The organism is Nocardioidaceae bacterium SCSIO 66511 (assembly GCA_023100825.1).
In the GTDB taxonomy this organism is placed as follows: Bacteria; Actinomycetota; Actinomycetes; order Propionibacteriales; family Nocardioidaceae; genus Solicola.
Genome location: CP095846.1, coordinates 3,068,847 through 3,091,131, shown reverse-complemented (window position 1 = coordinate 3,091,131; position 22,285 = coordinate 3,068,847). Strand labels below are relative to the sequence as shown.

Annotated in this window: 22 protein-coding genes, 2 tRNA genes and 2 pseudogenes; 20 read left to right on the top strand and 6 right to left on the bottom strand. The window is 66.7% G+C overall.

The features are described 5' to 3' along the window. Window position 1: 1 nt before the first annotated feature. Complete coding sequence (locus MU582_14560; GenBank protein UPK73649.1) at window positions 2-949, bottom strand: NADP-dependent oxidoreductase; 948 nt, start codon at window positions 947-949, stop codon at window positions 2-4. A gap of 78 nt (window positions 950-1,027) precedes the next feature. Between MU582_14560 and MU582_14555 the strand changes: the two genes are divergently transcribed. The 4 genes from MU582_14555 to MU582_14540 all read left to right on the top strand — a co-directional run bounded on the left by MU582_14555 (window position 1,028) and on the right by MU582_14540 (window position 4,363). Further along, window positions 1,028-1,948 carry a VanW family protein gene (locus MU582_14555; protein UPK73648.1) on the top strand — a complete coding sequence of 307 codons (921 nt, stop codon included), beginning with the start codon at window positions 1,028-1,030 and terminating at the stop codon, window positions 1,946-1,948. An 806-nt stretch (window positions 1,949-2,754) separates the two neighbouring features. Beyond that, window positions 2,755-2,826 (top strand) — tRNA-Gln (locus MU582_14550). A 47-nt stretch (window positions 2,827-2,873) separates the two neighbouring features. Further along, window positions 2,874-2,949 (top strand) — tRNA-Glu (locus MU582_14545). A 103-nt stretch (window positions 2,950-3,052) separates the two neighbouring features. Continuing rightward, window positions 3,053-4,363 carry an aspartate aminotransferase family protein gene (locus MU582_14540; GenBank protein UPK73647.1) on the top strand — a complete coding sequence of 437 codons (1,311 nt, stop codon included), beginning with the start codon at window positions 3,053-3,055 and terminating at the stop codon, window positions 4,361-4,363. On the opposite strand, the gene MU582_14535 is transcribed toward MU582_14540, so the two are convergent. Both MU582_14535 and MU582_14530 read right to left on the bottom strand, forming a co-directional pair. Further along, on the bottom strand, window positions 4,349-5,047 hold the full coding sequence (locus MU582_14535; GenBank protein UPK73646.1) for an ABC transporter ATP-binding protein: 699 nt from the start codon (window positions 5,045-5,047) through the stop codon (window positions 4,349-4,351). The two genes, MU582_14540 and MU582_14535, sit on opposite strands and share 15 nt — an antisense overlap. Window positions 5,048-5,066: 19 nt before the next feature. Further along, window positions 5,067-6,125, bottom strand: a complete 1,059-nt coding sequence (locus MU582_14530) for an ABC transporter permease (GenBank protein UPK73645.1) — start codon at window positions 6,123-6,125, stop codon at window positions 5,067-5,069. A 166-nt stretch (window positions 6,126-6,291) separates the two neighbouring features. Between MU582_14530 and MU582_14525 the strand changes: the two genes are divergently transcribed. The 7 genes and pseudogenes from MU582_14525 (at window position 6,292) to MU582_14495 (ending at window position 12,026) form a co-directional block, all read left to right on the top strand. Continuing rightward, entirely contained in the window at window positions 6,292-7,452 is a 1,161-nt protein-coding gene (locus tag MU582_14525) for a sensor histidine kinase (GenBank protein ID UPK73644.1), read from the top strand. Then, a complete protein-coding gene (locus MU582_14520) occupies window positions 7,449-8,069 on the top strand; it encodes a response regulator transcription factor (protein ID UPK73643.1) in 621 nt (206 codons plus the stop codon). The genes MU582_14525 and MU582_14520 overlap by 4 nt, the downstream gene beginning before the upstream one ends. A 61-nt stretch (window positions 8,070-8,130) precedes the next feature. Beyond that, window positions 8,131-9,594 carry a helix-turn-helix domain-containing protein gene (locus MU582_14515; protein ID UPK73642.1) on the top strand — a complete coding sequence of 488 codons (1,464 nt, stop codon included), beginning with the start codon at window positions 8,131-8,133 and terminating at the stop codon, window positions 9,592-9,594. Window positions 9,595-9,671: 77 nt separating this feature from the next. Then, window positions 9,672-9,725, top strand: a pseudogene (locus MU582_14510) (hypothetical protein). A gap of 6 nt (window positions 9,726-9,731) precedes the next feature. Further along, window positions 9,732-10,067, top strand: a pseudogene (locus MU582_14505) (methylated-DNA--[protein]-cysteine S-methyltransferase). Between the two features lie 25 nt (window positions 10,068-10,092). Continuing rightward, the gene (locus MU582_14500) at window positions 10,093-11,091 is read left to right on the top strand and encodes a proline racemase family protein (GenBank protein ID UPK73641.1); all 999 of its coding nucleotides are present in this window, start codon (window positions 10,093-10,095) and stop codon (window positions 11,089-11,091) included. Next, window positions 11,088-12,026 (top strand): ornithine cyclodeaminase family protein, encoded by a 939-nt coding sequence (locus MU582_14495; GenBank protein UPK73640.1) that lies wholly within the window; start codon window positions 11,088-11,090, stop codon window positions 12,024-12,026. The genes MU582_14500 and MU582_14495 overlap by 4 nt, the downstream gene beginning before the upstream one ends. Before the next feature lie 11 nt (window positions 12,027-12,037). Here MU582_14495 and MU582_14490 read toward each other — a convergent pair whose 3' ends face one another. After that, window positions 12,038-12,757, bottom strand: a complete 720-nt coding sequence (locus MU582_14490) for an IclR family transcriptional regulator (GenBank protein UPK73639.1) — start codon at window positions 12,755-12,757, stop codon at window positions 12,038-12,040. A gap of 82 nt (window positions 12,758-12,839) precedes the next feature. Here MU582_14490 and leuC point away from each other — a divergent pair, with 82 nt between their 5' ends. The 3 genes from leuC to MU582_14475 all read left to right on the top strand — a co-directional run bounded on the left by leuC (window position 12,840) and on the right by MU582_14475 (window position 15,771). Beyond that, a complete protein-coding gene (gene leuC / locus MU582_14485; protein UPK73638.1) occupies window positions 12,840-14,261 on the top strand; it encodes a 3-isopropylmalate dehydratase large subunit in 1,422 nt (473 codons plus the stop codon). Window positions 14,262-14,279: 18 nt separating this feature from the next. Next, window positions 14,280-14,888 carry a 3-isopropylmalate dehydratase small subunit gene (leuD, locus tag MU582_14480; GenBank protein ID UPK73637.1) on the top strand — a complete coding sequence of 203 codons (609 nt, stop codon included), beginning with the start codon at window positions 14,280-14,282 and terminating at the stop codon, window positions 14,886-14,888. Window positions 14,889-15,102: 214 nt separating this feature from the next. Then, window positions 15,103-15,771, top strand: coding sequence for an HU family DNA-binding protein (locus MU582_14475; GenBank protein ID UPK73636.1), 669 nt, complete (start codon window positions 15,103-15,105; stop codon window positions 15,769-15,771). A 9-nt stretch (window positions 15,772-15,780) separates the two neighbouring features. Here MU582_14475 and cofC read toward each other — a convergent pair whose 3' ends face one another. Further along, the gene (gene cofC / locus MU582_14470; GenBank protein UPK73635.1) at window positions 15,781-16,458 is read right to left on the bottom strand and encodes a 2-phospho-L-lactate guanylyltransferase; all 678 of its coding nucleotides are present in this window, start codon (window positions 16,456-16,458) and stop codon (window positions 15,781-15,783) included. 117 nt (window positions 16,459-16,575) lie between these two features. Between cofC and MU582_14465 the strand changes: the two genes are divergently transcribed. Then, window positions 16,576-17,328: a 1-acyl-sn-glycerol-3-phosphate acyltransferase gene (locus tag MU582_14465; protein UPK73634.1), complete on the top strand. Its 753-nt coding sequence runs from the start codon at window positions 16,576-16,578 to the stop codon at window positions 17,326-17,328. Next, window positions 17,328-18,341, top strand: coding sequence for an NAD(P)-dependent glycerol-3-phosphate dehydrogenase (locus MU582_14460; GenBank protein ID UPK73633.1), 1,014 nt, complete (start codon window positions 17,328-17,330; stop codon window positions 18,339-18,341). The genes MU582_14465 and MU582_14460 overlap by 1 nt, the downstream gene beginning before the upstream one ends. A 9-nt stretch (window positions 18,342-18,350) precedes the next feature. Here MU582_14460 and sigJ read toward each other — a convergent pair whose 3' ends face one another. Further along, window positions 18,351-19,295, bottom strand: coding sequence for an RNA polymerase sigma factor SigJ (gene sigJ, locus MU582_14455; GenBank protein UPK73632.1), 945 nt, complete (start codon window positions 19,293-19,295; stop codon window positions 18,351-18,353). A gap of 144 nt (window positions 19,296-19,439) precedes the next feature. Here sigJ and MU582_14450 point away from each other — a divergent pair, with 144 nt between their 5' ends. The 4 genes from MU582_14450 (at window position 19,440) to MU582_14435 (ending at window position 22,279) form a co-directional block, all read left to right on the top strand. Beyond that, window positions 19,440-20,078 (top strand): lactate utilization protein, encoded by a 639-nt coding sequence (locus MU582_14450; GenBank protein ID UPK73631.1) that lies wholly within the window; start codon window positions 19,440-19,442, stop codon window positions 20,076-20,078. A gap of 94 nt (window positions 20,079-20,172) precedes the next feature. After that, the gene (locus tag MU582_14445) at window positions 20,173-20,508 is read left to right on the top strand and encodes a YciI family protein (protein ID UPK73630.1); all 336 of its coding nucleotides are present in this window, start codon (window positions 20,173-20,175) and stop codon (window positions 20,506-20,508) included. A gap of 8 nt (window positions 20,509-20,516) precedes the next feature. After that, a complete protein-coding gene (locus MU582_14440) occupies window positions 20,517-21,674 on the top strand; it encodes a sigma-70 family RNA polymerase sigma factor (GenBank protein ID UPK73629.1) in 1,158 nt (385 codons plus the stop codon). A gap of 167 nt (window positions 21,675-21,841) precedes the next feature. Further along, on the top strand, window positions 21,842-22,279 hold the full coding sequence (locus tag MU582_14435; protein UPK73628.1) for an ester cyclase: 438 nt from the start codon (window positions 21,842-21,844) through the stop codon (window positions 22,277-22,279). The last annotated feature ends 6 nt before the right edge of the window (window positions 22,280-22,285 follow it).

Genomic DNA, 22,285 nt, shown 5'->3' with positions numbered 1-22,285 from the left:
CTCAGGGCACCAGCACGATCTTGCCGCGTACGTGACCGTCGATGGAGCGGGTGTGCGCAGCCGCGACCTCCCGTAGGGGGTACGTGCTGTCGACGACCACCTCGAGGTCGCCGCGGTCGACGAGGTCGACGAGCTCCAGTCGCGCTGCGGCGCGGAGCTCGGTGCCCGGATCGGCGCCGGGCCCGCTGCCGATGGCAGTGAAGCCGTCGGCTTGGGCGCGCTCGAATCCGGCGACCGTCACGATCCGCGTACGGTCGGAGACCAGCGCGAGCGAGGTGTCGACGGCCGAGTCGTCGCCGTAGAGGTCGATGGCCGCGTCGACGCCGTTCGGTGCGAGTTCGCGTACGCGCTCGACGAGCCCGTCGCCGTACGCGACCGGCTCCGCGCCGAGTTCGCGCAGGAAGTCGTGGTTGCGCGCGCTCGCGGTCGCGATGACGCGTGCGCCACGCGCGACTGCGAGCTGTACGGCGACGATGCCGACTCCGCCGGCACCGGAGTGGATGAGCACGGTGTCGCCGTCCTCGGGCGCGACAACGGTGACGGCGTGGAAGGCCGTGACACCGGCCAGCATCAGCCCGGCCGCGGGCGCCCAGTCGAGCGAGGTGGGTTTCGGTACGACCGCGTTGGCAGACACGACCAGCTCGTCCGCGTACCCGCCGTTGACGCCGTACGCGATGACCTCGTCACCGACGGAGACCGGCCCACGTGGACCCGATGCGCCGTCGCCGACGGCGGTCACGACACCGGCGACCTCGAATCCCAGGGGCATGGGGAGATCGTCGGAGTCGGTACCGAACTGCCCGGAGTACAGCTTGTGGTCGATCGGGTTCACTCCCGCGGCTCGCACCTTCAGTGCCACCTCGCCGGGCCCGGGTGCGGGCATCTCGTACTCGACGGTTTCCAGGACCTCAGGTCCACCGAAGGCGGTTGCCACGATACGAGTGCTCATGTCCGGGGCGAACGCGTCAGGGCCACGCAACATTCCGAAGCAACCAAATTAGTTGCATCGTGCGTCCCTTATGTTGTGATGAATGACGTGGACCACACCGACGACCTGGAGCGTATGCAGGGGCTGATCGCTCGCGAGCAACGCTTCACCGAACGCCATCCCTCCGTCTACCCAGTGGCAGTGCACGTCCACCGGGCACGCAGACGGTGGCGATGGATTCGCTCCGACGCGAGTTGGGCGCAGGCGTACACCGACGAGCGCCTGCCGGTACGGATCAAACGCCACAACTCCCTGCTGCGGCGTACGCTCAGCGAGGATGAGATGCACCTGCAGCACGGCAAGGTGCGCAATCTGGAGCTCGCATCGACCAAGCTCGACGGACTGTTGGTGCGTCCGGGCGAGACGGTCTCGTTCAATCGCGTCGTCGGCAACTGCACGCGCCGCAAGGGGTACGTCGACGGAATGCGGTTGTCGAACGGCGAGGCGCTGTCGGGCGTCGGCGGCGGCATCTGCCAGCTCGCGAACCTCGTGCACTGGATGGTGCTGCACTCGCCGATGACCGTGACCGAGCGCTCCGAGCACAGTTTCGACCCGTTCCCCGACAACGAGCGCGTGTTGCCATGGGGTACCGGCTGCTCGATCGTCTACAACTACGTCGACCTGTGTTTCCGCAACGACACCGACATCGCGTTCACGCTGAACGTACGCGTCGGCGATCGCTACCTTGAAGGCGAGTTGCGGGCCTCGACCTCACCCGAACACTCCTACAGCGTCTTCGCCCGAAACGAGGAGTTCCTCAGGCTCGGCGATGAGTACTTCCGCCGCAACGAGATCTGGCGGTCGGTCATCGACCGTCGTACGGGCAACCGGGTCGGTGAGGAGTTGCTGCGGCGCAACTGCGCCCTCGTGAAGTACCTCCCGACGGACGTCGACATCACCGAGATCACGCCCGCCGGCGGAGTTGTCTCGGATCCGCGGCGGCAGGGTGCCATGGGGTGAGTCGCGGCTCTCCCGATTCTTCGGTGCGACCACCCGCCTGCCCGATTACAGTGCGCTGTCGGCTTACGCCTCCCTTCGGCCGGGCAAAAGACGCGGCGACGCGCGGAGCAGCCATTTCGGTTCGGTTGCTTGGCGGCTTCCTCATCTCCTTAACATGGAGTCAGGGTAAGGTTGAGTGCCGCCCAAGGGCGATTGTCACTGCCCACGGGAGGTGTCCCCTGGGACAGTGACCGTTTGCCTTGGTCCCAAGGCAAATCGCACCAGTGACGTCGCGCGCGCGACGCCAGTGAGTGGACTCCTGTCACGGTGGCCACGTACGTACCAACGAGCACGGCAACCTGTCACTCTGCACGGTGTAGCTGCCATGCAAAGTGGTGCTTCACCATGTCTACTTGGTGAAGCACCACCACCGACCCCGCAAAAGCCGACCGAAGTGGGAGAGCCGGCAAGCGACCCCAGGTCGTAGCCGCGTCTCCCGCGTCGCCGCGTCTTTACCGACTCAGAAGGCGAGGGGAAGCCGACAGGGACGAGGGCCGGAGTGGCGAGTAGTCGCACAGTAGGAAGCGAAAGCCGACAGCGAGCTGGACTCGGGCACGCGGGTGGTCGCACCGAAGAAGTTGGGGAAGTCGACAGTGAGGGGAGTCGGGCAAGCGGGTAGTCGCACCGAAGAAGTTGGGGAAGCCGACAGGGCATCGGAACCAAAGCGGTGGGTGGTGCTGCGGTAGGTACCACGCACCCGAGCCCGGTTTTGGTGCCGGATCGCCCATCCGGTAAAGTCATCGCTCGGCTCGCAAGAGTCGATCCCATGGGGTATGGGGTAATTGGCAGCCCGACTGGTTCTGGTCCAGTTAGTCTAGGTTCGAGTCCTAGTACCCCAGCGATTTGGGACATTTCGGGTTTGTCCGGTAATGTTCTGCTCGCTCTTGGCCCCGTTGTGTAGCGGCCTAGCACGCCGCCCTCTCAAGGCGGTAGCGCCGGTTCGAATCCGGTCGGGGCTACCAAGAGACTCACCGGCTCCCGGTCTGCAAGACGCAGACCGGGAGCCGTTCTCGTTCGCGGCGATTTTGCGTACGCTGGCTCGACCGTCGAGCAGTGAGGTGAACGTTGTCCGAGAGCAACCCGGAGTGGGCCGAGCAGCTGATCAGGTACGGCGGGTCTTTCACCCCGCGACTCATCGAGCGCGCCGAGGGCGCGTACGTATACGACTCGACCGGACGCGCGATCCTCGACTTCACGTCGGGGCAGATGAGCGCGGTGCTCGGGCATTCGCATCCAGATGTGGTGCAGGCGGTCACGCACGCCGTCTCGACGCTCGACCATCTCTACTCCGGGATGCTCAGTAATCCGGTCGTCGAGCTGGCGGCGCGGCTGGCCGGTACGCTCCCGCCTCCGCTCGACCGGATGCTGCTGTTGAGCACGGGCGGCGAGTCGAACGAAGCGGCGATCAAGCTGGCCAAGCTGTATACGGGCAAGCACGAGATCGTCGCGTTCGACCGCTCCTGGCACGGCATGACGACGGGAGCCGCGAGCGCGACGTTCTCGGCCGGTCGTCGCGGCTACGGTCCGGCGATGCCGGGCACGATCGTGCTGCCGACACCGAATGCGTACCGCTCGCCGTTTCGTACCGCGGCCGGCGACTACGACTGGGAGGCCGAGCTCGCGTACGGCTTCGACCTGGTCGACCAGCAGTCGACGGGGAGCCTTGCCGCGTGCATCATCGAGCCGATCCTCTCCTCCGGCGGGCTGATCGAGCTTCCGCTCGGCTATCTGGCACGGCTTCGCGAGTACTGCGACGAGCGCGGCATGTTGCTGATCGTCGATGAGGCGCAGACCGGGCTCGGCCGCACCGGTCACATGTACGCCTTCGAGCGGGACGGCGTCGTCCCAGACCTGCTCACCTTGTCGAAGACGCTCGGAGCGGGCCTCCCGGTCGCGGCGGTGATGACGTCGGCCGAGATCGAGCAGGTGTGTTACGACCGCGGGTTCCTGTTCTATACGACCCACGTCTCCGATCCGTTGGCGGCGTCGGTTGCCCTCGCGGTTCTCGATGTTGTCGAACGCGACAGACTGGTGGATCGCGCGCGACGGCTCGGTGAGGAGCTCACCGAGCGACTCATCGATCTCCGCGACCGGTTCGAGGTCGTCGGAGACGTACGCGGCCGCGGCCTGCTCCAGGGCATCGAGCTGGTGACGGACAAGGCGAGCCGGACGCCGGCGGACGACCTGGGCCGCGAGGTGACAGCCGAGTGCCTCGAACGAGGGCTCCACGTCAACATCGTGCAGCTCCCCGGCATGGGCGGCATCTTCCGGTTGGCTCCGCCGCTGACCGTCGAGAGCGATCAGCTCCACGCCGGAATCGACATACTCGGGGACTCCCTCCGCGCAGCCGGTGGCTCCCGCTCAGCGAGCGGGTAGGTACTCGTCGGCGATCGTCAGCTCGCCGTCGGCGATCCGCGCGACTCGATCGGCGAGGCCGAGCTGTCGGTCGTCATGGGTGACGAGCAGAGTCGCGGTGTCGCGCTCGCGGGTCAGACCGACGAGCAGGTCGATGATCTGCATGCCACGCTCGCGATCGAGCGCACTGGTCGGCTCGTCGACGACGAGCACTGACGGGTTGTTCATCAGCGCCCGAGCGATGTTGACCCGCTGGCGCTGACCGCCCGACAGCTTGGCGGGTCGCCGATGCTCCATCCCGGCAAGCCCGACGGCGTCGAGCAGAGCGGCGGCCTCGGCACGTACCTCGCGGCGCGGTCGTCTGGTGCCACCGAGCTCGTTGGTCGCCATCAGCTGATCGAGGGCGGTCAACGACGGCAGCAGGCTCGGCTGTTGGAAGACCATTCCGATGGAGTCGCGGCGTACGGCAGTGCGTTCGCGTGCGCTCAGCCCGGTGACGACCCTCCCGTCGATCGTGACGGTGCCAGATGTCGGCGTCAGGAGAGTTGACGCAACGGCGAGCAGTGTCGACTTCCCCGAACCACTCGCGCCCGTAATCGCGGTGACGGTTGCTGCGTCGGCGCTCAGGCTCGCCCGGTCGAGCGCAGTCAGAGTGCCGTCTCCATCGGGGTAGACGACCGTGGCGTTCTCGATGGAGATCGTCATGGTTCCTCCTCCTTGTCAGTCAGGCCGCCCGGTTCAGGGCGTGTAGTGGGTCGGATGAGGTGACGACCCGCACCGACGCCGCCGCGCCGACAAGACCCAGAGCGGTCAGGATCAGACCGGGCACGAGCGTCGTCGACACGTCGAGTACGAACGGCACCGACCCGGAGATGACTGTGCCCGCCGCAGCGATGAGCGCGATCCCGATGGTCACACCGACAGCGACCACTATGAGCGCCTGGCCGAGCATGCCGCGCACGAGCGAGGCAGTCGTCGCGCCCAGAGCTTTGAGCACGGCGAGGTCTCCGACACGTTGCAGCGTCCACACGACGAAGAAGGCGCCGACCACAAGTGCCGAGATCGCATAGAGCATCACCGTCATCATCATGAGCGAGCCGTTCTCGGCAGCGTACGATCCGATGGCGGAGAACGAGTCCTCGGTGGTCGTCGATACGGTCCCGTCCCGGTCGTCGCCGACATCGCCGTTCGTCGAAGCGGCGAGTACGGTCGCGTGGGTCGGAGCGGTTGCGATGTCGGAGCGCCACGTGGAGATCGGCATCCACACGACCGGCAGGTGCGAGAACCTCGCGTCTCCGGAGACCGATGCGACGTCGTACGACTGCCCGGCGATCGTCACCCGGTCACCGGTGCCGACCCCCAATGCATCGGCCGCCGGCTCGGAAAGGACGATTGCGCCGTCCTTGTCGGGCACTGTCGGTACGTCGCCCATCGACGCCGCGGGGTTGACGCCGAAGGCCGCGATGGTCTCTTGGCGGTCGCCGGCCGACGCGGGCGTCGTGGAGATCCCGATCGGGTCGACCGCGTTCACGCCCGGGGTCCCCGCCCAGTGCTCGGCTTGAGCGGCGCTGATCGTCGAGTCGGCGAATGACGGGTCTCCGCCGGCGTCGGAGAAGACGATCCGATCGGCGCCCAGCGCCTCGATCGCCGAGGTGTTCTCCTGGGCCAGTCCGCGGGTCAGTCCGCTGATGAATCCGACGAGCACGGTCATCAGGACCACGATCGTGGAGACGAGCAGGAACCTTCCTCGGGCGAACCGGATGTCGCGCCATGCGATGAACACCGTTCTTCTCTCACCTTCTGATCCGCGGTAGGTACATCTCCAGACTCGTGCTCGCGCGGGCGGTTTCCATCGTCGGAACGGAGGGAGTCGAGGGTCGATCGATGGGTCGAGACTCCAACTTTCGATCCATGGGCAAGTGCCGTGAGCGAACTAGACTCGACCCGACATGGACCGGATGACGCTGACGCGGGTCTCAGCCGCGCTGAGTACGGCTCTGCACGTACTGTTCGTCGGTCTCACGGTCTTCGTCGGAGTCGATGCGCTCGTTCGCCCGGCCGATCACGCGGGAGCCGTTGTCGCACTTGCCGTCGTCACCCTCATGTCGTACGCGGCGGGGGTCGCGCTGTTCGGCCCAGACGCTCCGCTCTGGATGGTGGCAACCGGGCTGCTCGTACTGAGCGCCGAGTGGGTCGCGATGTTCGTACTGAGTCCGACGGCAGCGTTCCTCGCGTTCCCGCTGTTCTTTCTCTACCTGTACGCGCTGCCGCCGCGCTGGGCACTTCCTGCCGTCGCCCTTGCGACGGCTGTCGTGGTGGTGCTCTACGGATGGCACCGCGGCTACGACGTCGGTGCCGTCATCGGCCCGATCGTCGGCGCGGCCGTCGCGGTCGCGTTCGTCGGTGGCTTTCGTACGCTGCAGCGCGAGGTCCGACACCGCCAGGAGTTGATCGACGAGTTGGTCGAAGCGCGCGATGAGCTCGCCCTCCGCGAGCACGAGGCCGGTGTCCTCGCCGAACGCTCCCGACTCGCGCGAGAGATCCACGACACGGTTGCGCAGGGCCTGTCGAGCATCCAGCTGCTACTGCACGCGGCAGAGCGCGCGGACGCCGACCACGGCGCCCTGGAACACATTCGGCTGGCACGCGAGACCGCGGCGGCGAACCTCGCCGAGACCCGCCGCTTCATCGAGGCGCGGACTCCGGCGGCATTGCAGGACCAGTCGCTCGCCAAGGCGCTCGAGCGGCTGGCCGCTCCGGATGCGACACCGCAGGTCACAGTGACCGTCGACGGCGAGCCGTGCAGTCTGCCGATGCCGATCGAGACCGCACTGCTACGCGTTGCCCAAGAGGCATTGACGAACGTACACAGACACGCGGACGCGGCACGTGCGGCGATCACGCTCACCTATATGGGCGCCGCCGTCTCACTCGATGTGGTCGATGACGGACGAGGTTTCGAGCCGGGTGACCTCGATGACGCCGGAGGTCGTCCGTTCGGCATCGCCGGGATGCAAGCCCGGGTCGAGGAGCTCGGTGGTTCCTTCTCGATCGAGTCTCGCGACGGGACCGGTGTCGCGGTCGCGGCCGCGTTCGGGAGCCTGCCATGATTCGGCTGCTGATCGCCGACGACCACCCGGTCGTACGCACCGGACTGCGGGCGATGTTCGAGGCCGAGGACGACATCGAGGTCGTGGGGGAGGCGAGCACCGGACGCGAAGCGGTCGACTCCGCTGCACGTCTGACTCCTGACGTGGTGCTGATGGATCTGCAGTTCGGCCCGGGGATGCAGGGTGTCGAGGCGACCCGCCTGATCCGCGGAGGCGAGGCCGGTTCGCAGGTGCTGATCCTGACGAACTACGGCACCGACTCCGACATCCTGGAGGCCGTCGAGGCCGGCGCGAGCGGCTACCTGCTCAAGGATGCCGACCCGCAGCACCTCGTCGGCGGGGTACGCGCGGCCGCCGCCGGCAAGAGCGCGCTCGCGCCGGAGATCGCGACTCGGCTGATGAATCAGATGGCGAACCCCACGAGTCGGCTCACTGCGCGTGAGGTCGAAGTGCTCACCGGTGTGGCCGACGGGCAGTCGAACCGCGCCATCGGGCGAGCGCTGTTCCTGAGCGAGGCGACGGTCAAGAGCCATCTCGTACACATCTTCACCAAGCTCGGTGTCTCATCGCGTACCGCTGCTGTCGCGCGTGCGCGGGAGCTGGGTGCGATCCGCTGAGGCCACCGTCCATGTCTGATTCCCGCGAGGATCTGTCGGTTGCGGGAGGCATGATGAGTACGTGACAACGACGATGAACGCCGCCGAGCTCGATCCCGACGAGCATGCGCGCCTCTATCGCGCTGCGGCCTCGAGGGATGCGCGGTTCGACGGCGTCTTCTTCGTGGCCGTGCGTACGACCGGGATCTACTGCCGTCCGTCGTGCCCCGCCGTGACGCCGAAGTCGACGAACGTGACGTTTCACCGCACCGCCGCCTCGGCACATGAGGCGGGTTACCGCGCCTGCCGTCGCTGCCGGCCTGACACGACGCCGGGCTCACCCGAGTGGGACGTACGCGCCGATGCTGCGGGTCGCGCGATGCGCCTCATCCGCGACGGAGTCGTCGAGCGCGACGGGGTCGACGGGCTCGCCGCGAAGCTCGGCTACTCGACCCGGCATCTGAACCGGCTGCTGAGCGCCGAGCTCGGCGCCGGTCCGCTCGCGCTCGCTCGCAGCCAGCGCGCGACGACAGCACGCACGCTGATCGAGACCACTCCGATGACGTTCGCCGACGTCGCGTTCGCCGCGGGGTTTGCATCCGTACGCCAGTTCAACGACACGATCAGACAGGTGTACGCGGCGTCGCCGTCGCAGCTGCGTTCGAAGCGGCGACCCACGACCGGAGGCGGGCAGCTGTCGCTGCGGCTGCCGGTACGCCAGCCGTTCGACTCGCGCAGGTTGCTCGACTTCCTTGCAGCACGTGCGGTTCCGGGCGTCGAGGAGGTCCACCGCGACACGTACGCCCGGGTGCTGCGTCTCCACCACGGCACCTCGGTTGTCCGCCTGCAGGTGCGCGACGAGGGCGTGACGATGGTTCCGTCGATGCCCGACCTACGCGATCTGTCGGTCGCCGTGCAGCGGTGCAGGCAGTTGCTCGATCTCGACGCCGACGCACTCGCGATCGACGATGCGCTCAGCGCCGACGAATCACTGGCGCCACTTGTCGCCTCGGCTCCCGGTCTGAGAGTGCCCGGGCACGTCGACGGCTTCGAAGTGGCCGTTCGCGCGATCCTCGGTCAGCAGGTTTCGGTGGCGGGTGCGCGTACGACGGCGGCAAAGCTGGCCGAGCGGTTCGGCGCGGAGATCGACGACGCTGTCGGCACCGGGCTCCGACGGGCCTTCCCGACCGCCGAAACGATCGCCGCGGCGGATCCGTCCGACCTCGGCGTACCGCGCCAGCGTGGCCGCGCACTCGTCGGACTCGCAACGGCGGTGGCTGCGGGCGAGGTCGCACTCGACCCCGGCGCCGACCGCGAGGACACCCGCGCCCAGCTGCTCGGCGTTCCTGGCATCGGCCCCTGGACAGCCGCATACGTTGCCATGCGGGCGCTGTCCGATCCCGATGTCTTCCTCGACGGCGACCTCGTCGTGCGCAAGGCGATGGCCTCGATCGGTGCCGACGACAGTCACATCGAGACGTGGGCGCCGTGGCGTTCGTACGCTGTTCTGCATCTGTGGCGGCATGAGAGCGAGGTGCGAGCATGAGTGAGTCGCAACTGGTGATGACATCGCCTGTCGGACCCCTGCGCCTGCGTACCGACGGCCGAAACCTCACCGAGGTGATGTTCGTACGCGAGCCCGAGGAGCCGTCGGACTCGCCGATCCTGCTGGAGGCGCAACGCCAGCTCGATGCGTACTTCGCCGGTGAGCGCAACGAGTTCGACCTACCGCTCGATCCTGCCGGCACGGACTTCCAACGCCGGGTCTGGGGCGAGTTGCTGAACATCCGCTACGGCGAGACAACCAGCTACGGCGAGGTCGCGACGCGGCTCGGCCTTCCGCTGTCGGCATCCAGGGCGGTCGGCCTGGCCAACGGCTCAAACCCCATCTCCATCGTCGTCCCGTGTCACCGAGTGATCGGCGCCGACGGATCGCTCACCGGCTACGGCGGTGGTCTCGACAACAAGCGGCTGCTCCTGCAGCTGGAGTCACAGGGGCGAGAAGACACGCTGTTCTGAGCGCACGGCACGTACGATCGGCGCCATGCGCATCCACACGATCGACTACCACACGGCGGGTGAGCCGTTCCGGATCGTCACTGACGGTGCGCCCGAGCTCAGCGGCGCGACCGTTGCCGAACGACGCGTGTACGCGCAGGGTGACGCCGACGCCGATCTGGTACGAAGGCTGCTCGTCCACGAGCCGCGCGGGCACGCTGACATGTACGGCTGTTTCGTGGTCGATCCGGATGACGACGATGCCGACCTCGGCGTGGTGTTCTGGCATAAGGACGGCTACTCGACCGCCTGCGGTCACGGGACGATTGCCCTTGCCACCTGGGCGGTTGAGACCGGTGCGTTGAACGCTCCACCAGACGGCGACACCGAGGTCACGATCGACGTACCGTCGGGTCGAGTCGTCGGCACCGTCCACCGTCGGGCCGGTCGTATCCACTCCGTGACCTTCCGGAATGTCGACTCCTACGTGATCGCGCGCGGGGTGACGCTCGCGACGTCGAGGGGATCGATCGACGTCGACGTGAGCTTCGGCGGTGCGATCTATGCATCCGTCGCGGCGCGCGACGCCGGCCTCGCGGTCGTCCCGGGTGAGTACGCCGACCTGATCGCGTTCGGTCGGGAGGTGAAGGCCCTACTCGCAGGCTCCCCGTATGCAGAGCATCGCAGCGACGCGCGCCTGTCGGGCATCTACGGCACGATCCTGTACGACGATCTCGGTCGTACCGAGCATGGGCCGCATCAGCGCAACGTCACCGTGTTCGCAGACGGAGAGGTCGACCGCTCACCGTGCGGATCGGGCACTGGCGCCCGCGTTGCGCTGCTCGTCGACGACGGGTCGCTCGGCTCTGGCGAGACGCTGACGCACGATTCGATCATCGGCTCTCGATTCACGGCAACAGGGTCTGCGGGGTCGGAGCCGGGCACGGTCGTGCCCGAGGTGACCGGCTCGGCGTACCGTACGGGCGAGCACCTATTCGTACTCGACCCAGACGACCCACTGCAGACGGGATTCACGCTGAGATGAGCACAGCATTCGCCGACCTGCCGACCTACTCGGCCGACGAGATCACCCGAGCCGTTCCGTACGCTGCCGCGGTCGAGTCGATCGAGGAAGCGCTGCGCGGCGACGTCGACCCAGCGAGTGACCCGGCGCGGTCGTTCGTCGAGGCAGCTGCCGGTCAGCTGTTGCTGATGCCGTCCTCAGGCGGGGCGTACGCGGGGGTCAAACTCGCGACGGTCGCGCCCGACAACCCGGCACGAGGGCTGCCCCGCATCCAAGCGGTGTACGTGCTGTTCGACCAGGCGACGCTGTCGCCGGTTGCGCTCCTCGACGGCACCGCGCTGACCACGCTACGTACGCCTGCCGTGTCGGCGGCTGCCGCAAGAGCGTTGACACCTGAGCGGATCGACCGGCTTGTGGTGTTCGGCAGCGGTCCGCAGGGAGGCGGTCACGTCGAGGCGCTCGGGGCGATCCGAGACATCGGGAGCGTACGGATCGTCGGACGCGACCGTTCGAAGGCCGACGCACTCGCCGACGACCTTCGGCACAAGGGGTTCGATGCTTCCGCAGGTGAGGTGGACGACGTACGCGAGGCCGACGTCATCGCGTGTGCGACCACGGCCGCGACGCCGCTGTTCGACGGTGCGCTCGTACGCCAGAACGCTTGCGTGCTTGCGATCGGTGCGCACACGCCCGACCATCGTGAGGTCGATGCCGCACTGATGGGTCGTAGCACCGTCATCGTCGAGGACCACGACACAGCTCGCCGGGAGGCCGGCGATGTTGTACTCGCGGCGGCGGATGGCGTGCTCGACATCGCCGCAACGACAACGCTTCGCGATCTCGTGCGGGGAGACGCGCACGTACCGAATGACCGTCCGGCCGTGTTCAAGGGCACCGGAATGTCGTGGCAGGATCTCGCCGTCGCGGCCGCAGCGTACGAGGTGTTGAGTCGCTAGCGCGGCGGCGGTCAGTCTCCGGTGCGACGCAGCGACTGGCTGAGTCGCTCGGCTGCAGCGACCACAGCAGGTGCATGAATACGGCCGGGCTGGCGAGAAAGCCGCTCGAGCGGACCCGATACGGACACGGCAGCAATCACCTTGCCAGACGGCGATCTGACCGCTGCCGACACCGATCCGATGCCTGCCTCACGCTCACCGACGCTCTGTGACCAGCCTCGCCTGCGTACGCCGGCCAGCGCCGCGGCGGAGAACGCGGAGTTCTGCAGCCCGCGGTTCATCCGCTCAGGATCCTCCCAGGCAAGGAGAATCTGCGCTGCGGACCCGGCCGTCATGGTCAGCTGGCTGCCGACCGGCACTGTGTCGCGCAAGCCGGTGGGGCGTTCGGCGGCCGCGACACACACGCGTACGTCGCCCTGGCGGCGGAAGAGCTGAGCCGACTCGCCGGTGATGTCGCGCAGGCGTGCGAGCACCGGACCCGCGGCGGCGAGGAGCCGGTCTTCGCCCGCGGCTGCGGACAGCTCGGAGAGTCGTGGCCCGAGTATGAAACGGCCCTGCATATCGCGAGCGACCAACCGGTGATGCTCGAGCGCAACCGCGAGTCGGTGTGCCGTCGGGCGGGCAAGGCCGGTGTTCGTGACGAGCCCCGCGAGTGTCGCCGGTCCCGACTCGAGTGCAGTAAGCACGAGTGCGGCTTTATCAAGAACGCCGACTCCGCTAGAGTTGTCCATGCCTCGATACTGCCGTCTCGCATACTGGAATGCAAGTGCGACACGAGTGCGAGTCAGACAACTCTTCCAAGGAGCAGAACCGATGGGCAGAACCCTCGCAGAGAAGGTATGGGACGAGCACGTGGTCCGAAGCGCCGACGGCGAACCAGACCTGCTTTTCATCGATCTGCATCTCGTACACGAGGTGACGAGCCCGCAGGCGTTCGAGGGCCTTCGGCTCGCGGGCAGACGAGTGCGCCGCACTGACCTCACGCTCGCTACCGAGGACCACAACGTTCCGACGATCGATGTCGACAAGCCGATCGCCGATCCGGTCTCTCGTACGCAGGTCGAGACGCTGCGGCGCAACTGCGAGGAGTTCGGCGTACGCCTGGCTCCGCTCGGCGACGTCGACCAGGGAATCGTGCACGTCGTCGGACCGCAGCTCGGGCTGACCCAACCGGGCACCACCGTCGTATGCGGCGACTCCCATACCTCGACACATGGTGCGTTCGGAGCGCTCGCGTTCGGCATCGGTACGAGCGAGGTCGAGCATGTGCTCGCGACGCAGACGCTCCCGCAGGCGCGGCCGAAGACCATGGCGGTCAACGTCGAGGGGTCGCTGCCGGACGACGTCTCGGCGAAGGACCTCGTGCTCGCGCTGATCGCCCAGGAGTCCACCGGCGGCGGTCAGGGCTACATCGTCGAGTACCGCGGCCAGGCGATCCGCGAGCTGTCGATGGAAGCGCGGATGACGATCTGCAACATGTCGATCGAATGGGGCGCGAAGGCCGGAATGATCGCTCCCGACGAGACGACGTTCGCCTACCTCGAGGGGCGTGAGCACGCGCCGAAGGGCGAGCAGTGGGACGACGCGGTCGCGTACTGGCGTGGTCTCGCGACCGACCCCGACGCCGAGTTCGATCGCGAGGTGACCATCGACGCGTCATCCCTGACGCCGTTCGTCACCTGGGGTACGAACCCCGGGCAGGGCAGGCCGCTCGGCTCGACGGTTCCGTCGCCCGACGACTTCGACGACGCCAACGAGCGGATCGCGACCGAGCGCGCGCTGGAGTACATGGCGCTCGAACCAGGTACGCCCCTTCGAGACATCAAGGTGGACACGGTCTTCGTGGGGTCCTGCACCAACGGTCGGATGGAAGACCTTCGGACCGCCGCGCAGATCATCGAGGGTCACCAGGTAGACCCCGACACCCGTCTGCTGGTCGTGCCGGGTTCGGCGCGCGTACGTCTGCAGGCCGAGGACGAAGGCCTCGACGTGGTGTTCAAGAACGCCGGCGCCGAATGGCGCGGTGCCGGTTGCTCCATGTGCCTTGGCATGAACCCCGATCAGCTCTCCCCGGGGGAGCGCAGCGCATCGACGTCCAACCGCAACTTCGAGGGTCGACAAGGCAAGGGCGGTCGTACGCACTTGGTTTCGCCGCAGGTCGCTGTCGCAACAGCGGTTCTCGGTCACCTCGCCGCGCCGTCCGATCTTCGTACCGACCAACTCAGCAACAGCTGACGTCAGGAGCACGTGACAATGGACAAGTTCGAAACCCACTCCGGCGTCGGCGTACCGCTGCGGCGGAGCAATGTCGACACCGACCAGATCATTCCTGCCGTCTACCTCAAGCGTGTAACGCGATCGGGCTTCGAGGACGGCCTCTTCGCCGCATGGCGCAATGATCCGGAGTTCGTCCTGAACGATCCGGCGTACGCGAACGGCAGTGTGCTGGTCGCGGGCCCCGACTTCGGCACCGGATCGTCTCGTGAGCATGCAGTCTGGGCATTGCAGAACTACGGTTTCCGGGTTGTGATCGCTTCGCGCTTCGGCGACATCTTCCGGGGCAACTCCGGCAAGGCCGGGCTGCTCGCTGCTCAGGTCGACGACAAGACTGTGCGAGACATCTGGCGCCGGCTCGAGGACGCCCCCGGCACGGAGGTAACGGTCGACCTCATCGAGCGAACGATCCGCGTCGGTGAGGGTCCGGATCGGCTCGAAGACTCCTTCGACATCGACGATTACACACGTTGGCGACTGCTCGAGGGCCTCGACGACATCGCAATCACCCTGTCGCATGAAGAAGATGTCGCTACGTACGAGTCGAACCGCCCCGCGTACAAACCTGTGACGACAGTCGGAGTATGACCGGTCCTCAGGTTTCAACTATTTATGTAACCTGAGCATTTTCATTCTGCTTTCCGAATGGATTCTCCGCCCGATACGGCGATCTGAGGCGCTAACTCAGATCGCAACACACCATGGCGAAACGCCGTACGGTGATTGTCTATGCGCCGTGTATTGCTTACGGTCACTTGTGAGTCGGGCGCGCGCTCGGCCGAGTTCACGGGAAGGGAAGACAGTGAACAAGAGTCAGTTCATTGAAGCGCTCGCGGCCCACTTCGAGGGCAACAAGAAGCAGGCGGGCAAGGCGCTCGACGCGGTGATCGACACGATCGCCCGCGAGGTCAGCAAGGGGGAGAAAGTCGCCATCACCGGTTTCGGTGCTTTCGAGAAGGTCAACCGGCCGGCTCGAATGGTTCGTAATCCGGCAACCGGTGAACGAGTACGAGCCAAGAAGACGGCGGTTCCGAAGTTCCGAGCCGGAGCCGAGCTGAAGGATGTCGTGTCTGGCGCGAAGAAGCTCCCGAAGCCGCCGACGGTGAAGAAGGCGGCTGCGAAGAAGACGACCGCGAAGAAGGCGTCGCCTGCGAAGAAGACCACGGCCAAGAAGACGGCTGCGAAGAAGAGCACCGCGAAGAAGACGACGACCAAGAAGGCGTCGCCTGCGAAGAAGACGGCTGCGAAGAAGAGCACCGCCAAGAAGACGACGACCAAGAAGGCGTCGCCTGCGAAGAAGACGGCTGCGAAGAAGAGCACCGCCAAGAAGGCGCCCGCGAAGAAGACCACGGCCAAGAAGACGGCCGCGAAGAAGGCGCCAGCCAAGAAGACCACGGCCAAGAAGACGGCCGCGAAGAAGGCGCCAGCCAAGAAGAGCACCGCGAAGAAGACGACAGCGCGAAAGCGCTGACGCCGAGCATCATCTCGAGGAGACCGGGTCCGTTGTGGGCTCGGTCTCCTCGCGTTTGCGGATGCGCTCGAGAACTCGCCGGGTCGATGGCCCGACGCCGAGCATGGCCGCTTCGGTGAGGTGACGGGGAACGTCGACATCACGGCGGATGCCTGCATCGGCTCTGATGTCGATCACGATCGCGCCACTGTCGCGATGGGCCGCGAACGAGCCGGGTCCGTACGCGGGCCTCAGCTGTGCAGGCGTACGGGCGCTGAGCAAGGTCGTGCCGACGCCTTCGCCGTCGGCCACGACGGCACGGTCATGTGGTGCAGCGAGATCGAGGGTGCTGGCCAACATCGTTGCAGTGAGCGCTGGGAGATCGGCGGGCACGACTGCCGTGCGTGCGCGGGCGGGCGCAGCGTCGGCGCCGGCACGGATCGCGGCGTTGAGGTCACCACCGGGATCGGCGACAACCGTGACGGCGCGCCAGCCGCGTACCGTATCGCCGAGCACCTCGTCATCGGTCACGACGACGACCCGGTTGACCCGGTCGCACTCACACGTTGCGCGGATGGTGTCGAGAGCGAACGCGCGCGCCATCGAGGGGCGCAGACCTTCGTACGTCGGCGCGAGGCGGGTCTTGGCGCGCTCGGCCGCTTTTGCCGGGATGATGACGGTCCATCCGGCATCGGAGTTGGCTGTCACTCGTTCGATTGTGCCGTACTGATGGTTGGCCGTGACTCGCGGCGCTGTCTCGGACGGCAGCGGCAATGGCCTACGCTCTAACAACACGTGGACGGGGACGAAACGACAGGAGCATCGGTGGCACGTGACGTACGGCGCAGATGGCGCTCGATTCGAGTCATCGGTCTGATCCTCCGGCCGATTCTGATGGTGGCTGTGCGGCGCCGCTGGAAGGGCCAGGAGAACCTGCCCGACGGTGGATTCGTGCTCGCGATCAATCACATAGCGCACATCGACCCGTTGATGGTGTCGCATTTCCTGTACGACATGGACGTGTCGCCGAGGTTTCTGGCCAAGCAAGGGCTGTTCGACGTACCCGTGCTCGGCTGGATCATGCGGGTGTCGGGGCAGATTCCGGTGCTGCGCAACACGCGTTCCGCTGCCGACGCGTTCGCGGCGTCCGAAGACGCCGTCAGAGACGGCGGCTGCGTGATCTTCTATCCCGAGGGCACGATCAGTCGCGATCCCGACCTGTGGCCGATGCGCGGCAAGAGCGGAGCCGCGCGCGTCGCTCTCGAGACCGGCTGCCCGCTCGTACCCGTTGCGCAGTGGGGGTCGAACGAGGTGCTGTACCCGTACACCAAGCGGCCACATCTCATCCCACGCAAGACAGTGTCGTTCACGATGGGCGCTCCGCTCGACCTCGACGATCTGCGTGCCCAGCCCGTGACACCGGCGACCGTACGAGAGGCGACGGACCGGTTGATGCGCGAGATCAGCAGACTCCTCGGAGACATCCGCGGCGAGAAGCCGCCCGCCGAACCGTACGATCCGGCCGCGCACAAGCGCACGGACGAAGCCGACGATGATCGAGACGAGAAGGAGTCGTGATGGCGTCGAGCCGACCGATGGTCGCCGTACTCGGGGCGGGATCCTGGGGCACGGCGTTCTCGCTGGTGTTGTCCGACGCCGGCAACGATGTGCACATCTGGGGGCGCCGGCAGGAGGTGTGCGACGCGATCAACGAGAAGCGCGAGAACACCGAGTACCTCCCGGGCATCGAACTACCGGACGGAATGCTCGCCAGCCATGACCCTGCCGTCGTACTCGACGGTGCCGACCTCGTTGTGCTCGCCGTGCCGTCGCAGCAGCTGCGGGCGAACCTCGAGAGCTGGGCGCACCTCATCGCAGACGACGCCGTGATCGTCAGCCTGATGAAGGGCGTCGAGCTCGGCAGCCTCAAGCGGATGAGCGAGGTCATCGCGGAACTGACCGGCGCCGGCGACGACCGGATCGCAGTCGTCTCGGGTCCCAACCTCTCGCATGAGATCTCGCGCCGCGAACCCGCCGCGAGCGTCGTCGCCTGCGCTGACATCGACGTTGCGACGCGCGTACAGGACCGCTGCCACAGTCGGGCGTTCCGGCCGTACACCAACACCGACGTGGTGGGCTGTGAGCTCGGCGGGACGACGAAGAACGTCATCGCGCTGGCGGTCGGCATGGCAACCGGGCTCGGTTTCGGCGACAACGCCAAGGCGACCGTGATCACCCGCGGTCTTGCCGAGACCGCTCGATTGGCGACCGCAATGGGCGCCGACCCCAAGACGCTGTCGGGGCTCGCGGGTCTCGGTGACCTGGTGGCGAGCTGCGGTTCGCCGCTGTCGCGCAACCGTACGTTCGGTGAGAAGCTCGGTAAGGGCATGACCGTCGACGAGGTCGCCGCATCGACCCGACAGGTCGCCGAGGGCGTCAAATCGTGCGAGGCGATCGCCCAGCTCGCCGCCGCACACGGCGTCGACATGCCGATCGTCGACCATGTGGCCGCGCTGATCCGCGGTGAGCTGAGTCCGGAACAGATGTTGAAGTCGCTGATCACCCGCGAGACGAAGTCCGAATGGGCCTAGTGTCCTGAGTCAGAAGTCCGTCATCCATTGCTGGAGCTTCTCGGGGTTGAGCACGGTCCACAGTTGCTTGATCCGGTCGTCGACGATGTCGAAGGCCAACACGGCAACCGTGACGCCGCCGCGCTGAGCGACCAGGCCGGGCTGGCCGTTCACGGTGCGTTCGAGCACCGTGAGGGCGGCGCCCTGGGATGCGACGTGGACGCACGCCTGGGCGACCTGTTCACGTCCTTCGACCGGATCCAGGACCGCGTTGACGATGCCGCCGCCGTCGCCGATCGCTCGGACCTCGGGGTCGAGCAGACCGAGGAGAGCATCGATGTCCTTTGCCTGCCAGGCCAGCTTGAACGCCCGGACGATGTCGGCCTGCTCGGGCCGGGGAGCCGCTGTGGACTGCGCCGCACTGATCCGGCGGCGTGCCGACGAGGCGAGTTGGCGACACGCGGCGGGCGTACGGCCGACGATCTCGGCCACCTCGGCGAACGGATAGTGGAACACGTCGTGCAGGATGAAGGCGACCCTTTCGGCCGGCGTCATCGCCTCGAGGACCACGAGGAACGCCATACTGATCGACTCGTCGAGGGTCACCCGATCCGCGGGGTCGGTCCCGTCGACGGTGGCGGCCGACGGTCCGGCACCCCACTCCGTGCGGTCGGGTAGGGGCTCGGGGATCCACTCGCCCACGTAGGTCTCACGCCGCGCCCGAGCTGAACGCAGCACGTTGAGGCAGATGCGACTGGTGACGGTGCTCAGCCAGGCGCCAGGCGACTCGATGGCCGCCTGCTCCTGCGCAGACATGGCATACCACCGTACGTACGCCTCCTGGACGGCATCCTCGGCCTCGGACAGGGAGCCGAGAAGCCTGTACGCGAGATTGATGAGCCGACGTCGTTCCCTCATGATCGCGCTCAGGTGCGGATCGGATCCGTCGGGTTCAGTCTCGGATCTGGTCGCCATCGATATTCCTCTCCTCAGTCGCCGCTACGCCCTATCCATTCGACACGACAGGGCCAACGAACGTCAGGTCTGCACCAACCTGACATTTCGTCGAGCTGCATTGTCGTCCCGATCAGAGGAACCCGATCATGAGGAGACGACTGCATGACAACGACAGCTTCCGCGCCCGCGTTTGATGACCCGGCGTCGGCCGAGCGCCTCAACCGGACATCCGCCGCACTCGCTGCGAATGGTTTCACGGTTGACATTCTCGACGACGTGGCGTCCGCACGAGTCCGCATCAACGACCTGATCCCAGAGGGCGCGAGCGTACTCACCGGGGCGAGCGAGACCCTCCGGCTGTCGGGAATCGATGCGGACATCAACGGCAGCGGACGATACGACGCCGTCCGGCCGCGCGGGCTGACGATGGATCGCACCACCCAACGCGACGAGATGCGGCGGATGATCGCCAGCCCGGATGTCATCGTCGGCAGTGTCCACGCCGTCACGGAGTCCGGCAGTCTCGTGATCGCATCGGCAAGCGGAAGCCAACTGGTCGGGTACGCCGGCGGCGCCGCCCACGCCATCTGGGTCGTCGGTGCCCAGAAGGTCGTACCCGACCTCGATACGGCACTGCGTCGCATCGAGGAGCACTGTCTCCCGCTGGAGAACGACCGCGTCATGAACGCGTTCGGGAAGCCCAGCGCCGTCAACCGGATCCTGATCCTGAACGCACTCAGCCCGGAGTTCTTCCCCGGGCGCGGCACGGTGCTGTTGCTGCGCGAGGCGATCGGCTTCTGACGATCCCGACCCGGAAACCGACATCGCGTAGATGTCCCACGACCAACAGTCCGTTCGTCGCTTGTACGACGAGCTCTGAGCAATGGAGGAAGCGATGCAGTACGCGTTGATGTTCTACGCAGTGCCCGGCTCCGAACACGCGTGGTCGGACGCGGAGCGAGAAACGGCCGATGCGGAGTATGCCGCACTGGCCGACGACCCCCGCCTGCTCCATGCCGCGCAGTTGGCGACGCCCGAGATGGCCACCAGTGTTCGGGTCGGCGGCGGTCGGACGCTGATGACAGACGGTCCGTTCGCGGACACCAAGGAAGTTCTCGGGGGCGTGGCGCTGATCGAAGCCGCCAATCTCGACGAGGCGATTGAACTCGCCGTGCGGGTGCCGACTGCACGGCACGGTGTCGTCGAGGTCAGGCCCTTGGCGCAGCGCTGAGGCCGAACGTGCTGGAGCAGGTCTTCCGCGACGAATGGGGCCGGGTTCTCGCCTCCCTGATCGGCTACCTGGGCGACTTCGACCGGGCCGAGGAGGCCGCCCAGGAAGCGTTTGCGATCGCAGTGGCCCAGTGGCCGAGGTCGGGTGTTCCGTCGAACCCTGGTGGGTGGTTGGTGACAACCGGCCGGAACAAGGCGATCGACCGGATCCGGCGAGAGCGCACCCTGACCTCCAAGCTGCACTTGTTGGCGGCGCAGGAGGCCGCGACTGACGGGACAGCTGACACCGTGATCAAAGACGAACGACTCGAACTGATCTTCACCTGCTGTCATCCCGCGCTTCCTTTGGATGGGCAGGTGGCGTTGACGCTGCGGGCTCTCGGCGGACTGGAGACCGCTGAGATCGCCGGTGCGTTCCTGGTTGCGCCGGAGACGATGAAGCGGCGGCTCAGCCGGGCCAAGGCGAAGATCAAGGCCACGGGCATCCCGTTCGCTGTACCCGGAGAGCACGTGCTGCCGGATCGCCTGGATGCGGTGCTCGCCGTCATCTACCTGATCTACAACGCGGGCTACGGCGGCCGCGTCGACCTTGCCGCCGAAGCCATCAGCTTGGCGCAGGTACTGGTCGCGTTGCTGCCCGGCGAGCCGGAGGCACAGGGTTTGCTGGCCCTGATGCGGATTCACCATGCCCGCCGACATGCCCGATTCTCCGGCGACGACCTCGTGCTGCTCGAGGATCAGGATCGTTCGCTGTGGGACACCGACGAGCTCCTGGCCGGGCGGGCGATGCTCGACCGCGCGTTGGCATCGGGCGGTCACGGTGCGTACGTCGTGCAGGCGGCGATCGCGTCGTTGCAGACCCGGGAGCGAATCGACTGGCCGCAGATCGCCACGCTGTACGAGCGGCTCGCCGAGCTCACCGGTTCTGCGGTCGTGGAGCTCAATCGGGCCGTGGCCATCGCCGAGGCCGGTGACCCGCTCTCGGCTCTTCGTGCCGTCGACCACCTCGGTCTGGATGGCTATCTGTACTTCCACTCGACCCGTGGAGAGCTGTTGCGGCGCCTCGGGCGCGGTGATGAAGCCCGCGTTGCCTATCGCCAAGCACTCGAGCTCGCGACATCAATCCCCGAGCGCCGGTTTCTTGCCAACCGGCTAGAACGACTCTGATCGGCCTGTCCGCAACGGCATCTACCCGCAACCGATTTGTCGCCGGGTCGAGGCACCGATCCCGACCCCGGTTCCTGCCTCTTAGCCCGCGCATCCGGTCCCCTGACGGGCCCCGCGTTCGTCGATCAGGTACGAGCCCCATGCGGGCCGCAACGAAAGGAGCTCGGATGTCAACACCCGAGGAAGCAGCGAACACCGCGATCTACCAGCGGATGCTCGATGCGAGCAACACCCATGACGAGGATCTGATCGCCGAGACGATCGATGAGATCTTCGAACCCGACGTCGACATGGGCACGCCGCTGCCGATCGAAGCGACCGGGGCGGAGGCGGTGAAGCAGGTCAATCTGATGCTCCACCGAGCATTTCCTGACCTGCTCATCACCAGCGAGGATCTGATCGCCAAGGACGACAAAGTCGTCTCGCGACAGACCGTACGCGGCACGCACACCGGTGACGACTACATGGGCGTACCTGCGGCCGGTGCGTCGGTCACGTACGACGAGATCTTCATCCTCCGATTCGTCGAGGGACGAATCGCCGAGACGCGAGGCGTCGTCAACGTCCTTGCCCTGCTGAAGCAGCTCGGCTCGGGTGAGTCGTAGACGCGG

Excerpts from the sequence above, each read along its gene's own strand:
- leuC (UPK73638.1), top strand. The coding sequence starts at position 12,840 with ATGGGCAGAACCCTCGCAGAGAAGGTATGGGACGAGCACGTGGTCCGA.
- MU582_14450 (UPK73631.1), top strand. The coding sequence starts at position 19,440 with ATGACAACGACAGCTTCCGCGCCCGCGTTTGATGACCCGGCGTCGGCC.
- MU582_14520 (UPK73643.1), top strand. The coding sequence starts at position 7,449 with ATGATTCGGCTGCTGATCGCCGACGACCACCCGGTCGTACGCACCGGA.
- MU582_14535 (UPK73646.1), bottom strand. The coding sequence starts at position 5,047 with ATGACGATCTCCATCGAGAACGCCACGGTCGTCTACCCCGATGGAGAC.
- MU582_14495 (UPK73640.1), top strand. The coding sequence starts at position 11,088 with ATGAGCACAGCATTCGCCGACCTGCCGACCTACTCGGCCGACGAGATC.
- MU582_14560 (UPK73649.1), bottom strand. The coding sequence starts at position 949 with ATGAGCACTCGTATCGTGGCAACCGCCTTCGGTGGACCTGAGGTCCTG.
- MU582_14525 (UPK73644.1), top strand. The coding sequence starts at position 6,292 with ATGGACCGGATGACGCTGACGCGGGTCTCAGCCGCGCTGAGTACGGCT.
- MU582_14490 (UPK73639.1), bottom strand. The coding sequence starts at position 12,757 with ATGGACAACTCTAGCGGAGTCGGCGTTCTTGATAAAGCCGCACTCGTG.
- MU582_14460 (UPK73633.1), top strand. The coding sequence starts at position 17,328 with ATGGCGTCGAGCCGACCGATGGTCGCCGTACTCGGGGCGGGATCCTGG.
- MU582_14445 (UPK73630.1), top strand. The coding sequence starts at position 20,173 with ATGCAGTACGCGTTGATGTTCTACGCAGTGCCCGGCTCCGAACACGCG.
- MU582_14500 (UPK73641.1), top strand. The coding sequence starts at position 10,093 with ATGCGCATCCACACGATCGACTACCACACGGCGGGTGAGCCGTTCCGG.
- MU582_14555 (UPK73648.1), top strand. The coding sequence starts at position 1,028 with ATGAATGACGTGGACCACACCGACGACCTGGAGCGTATGCAGGGGCTG.
- leuD (UPK73637.1), top strand. The coding sequence starts at position 14,280 with ATGGACAAGTTCGAAACCCACTCCGGCGTCGGCGTACCGCTGCGGCGG.
- sigJ (UPK73632.1), bottom strand. The coding sequence starts at position 19,295 with ATGGCGACCAGATCCGAGACTGAACCCGACGGATCCGATCCGCACCTG.
- MU582_14435 (UPK73628.1), top strand. The coding sequence starts at position 21,842 with ATGTCAACACCCGAGGAAGCAGCGAACACCGCGATCTACCAGCGGATG.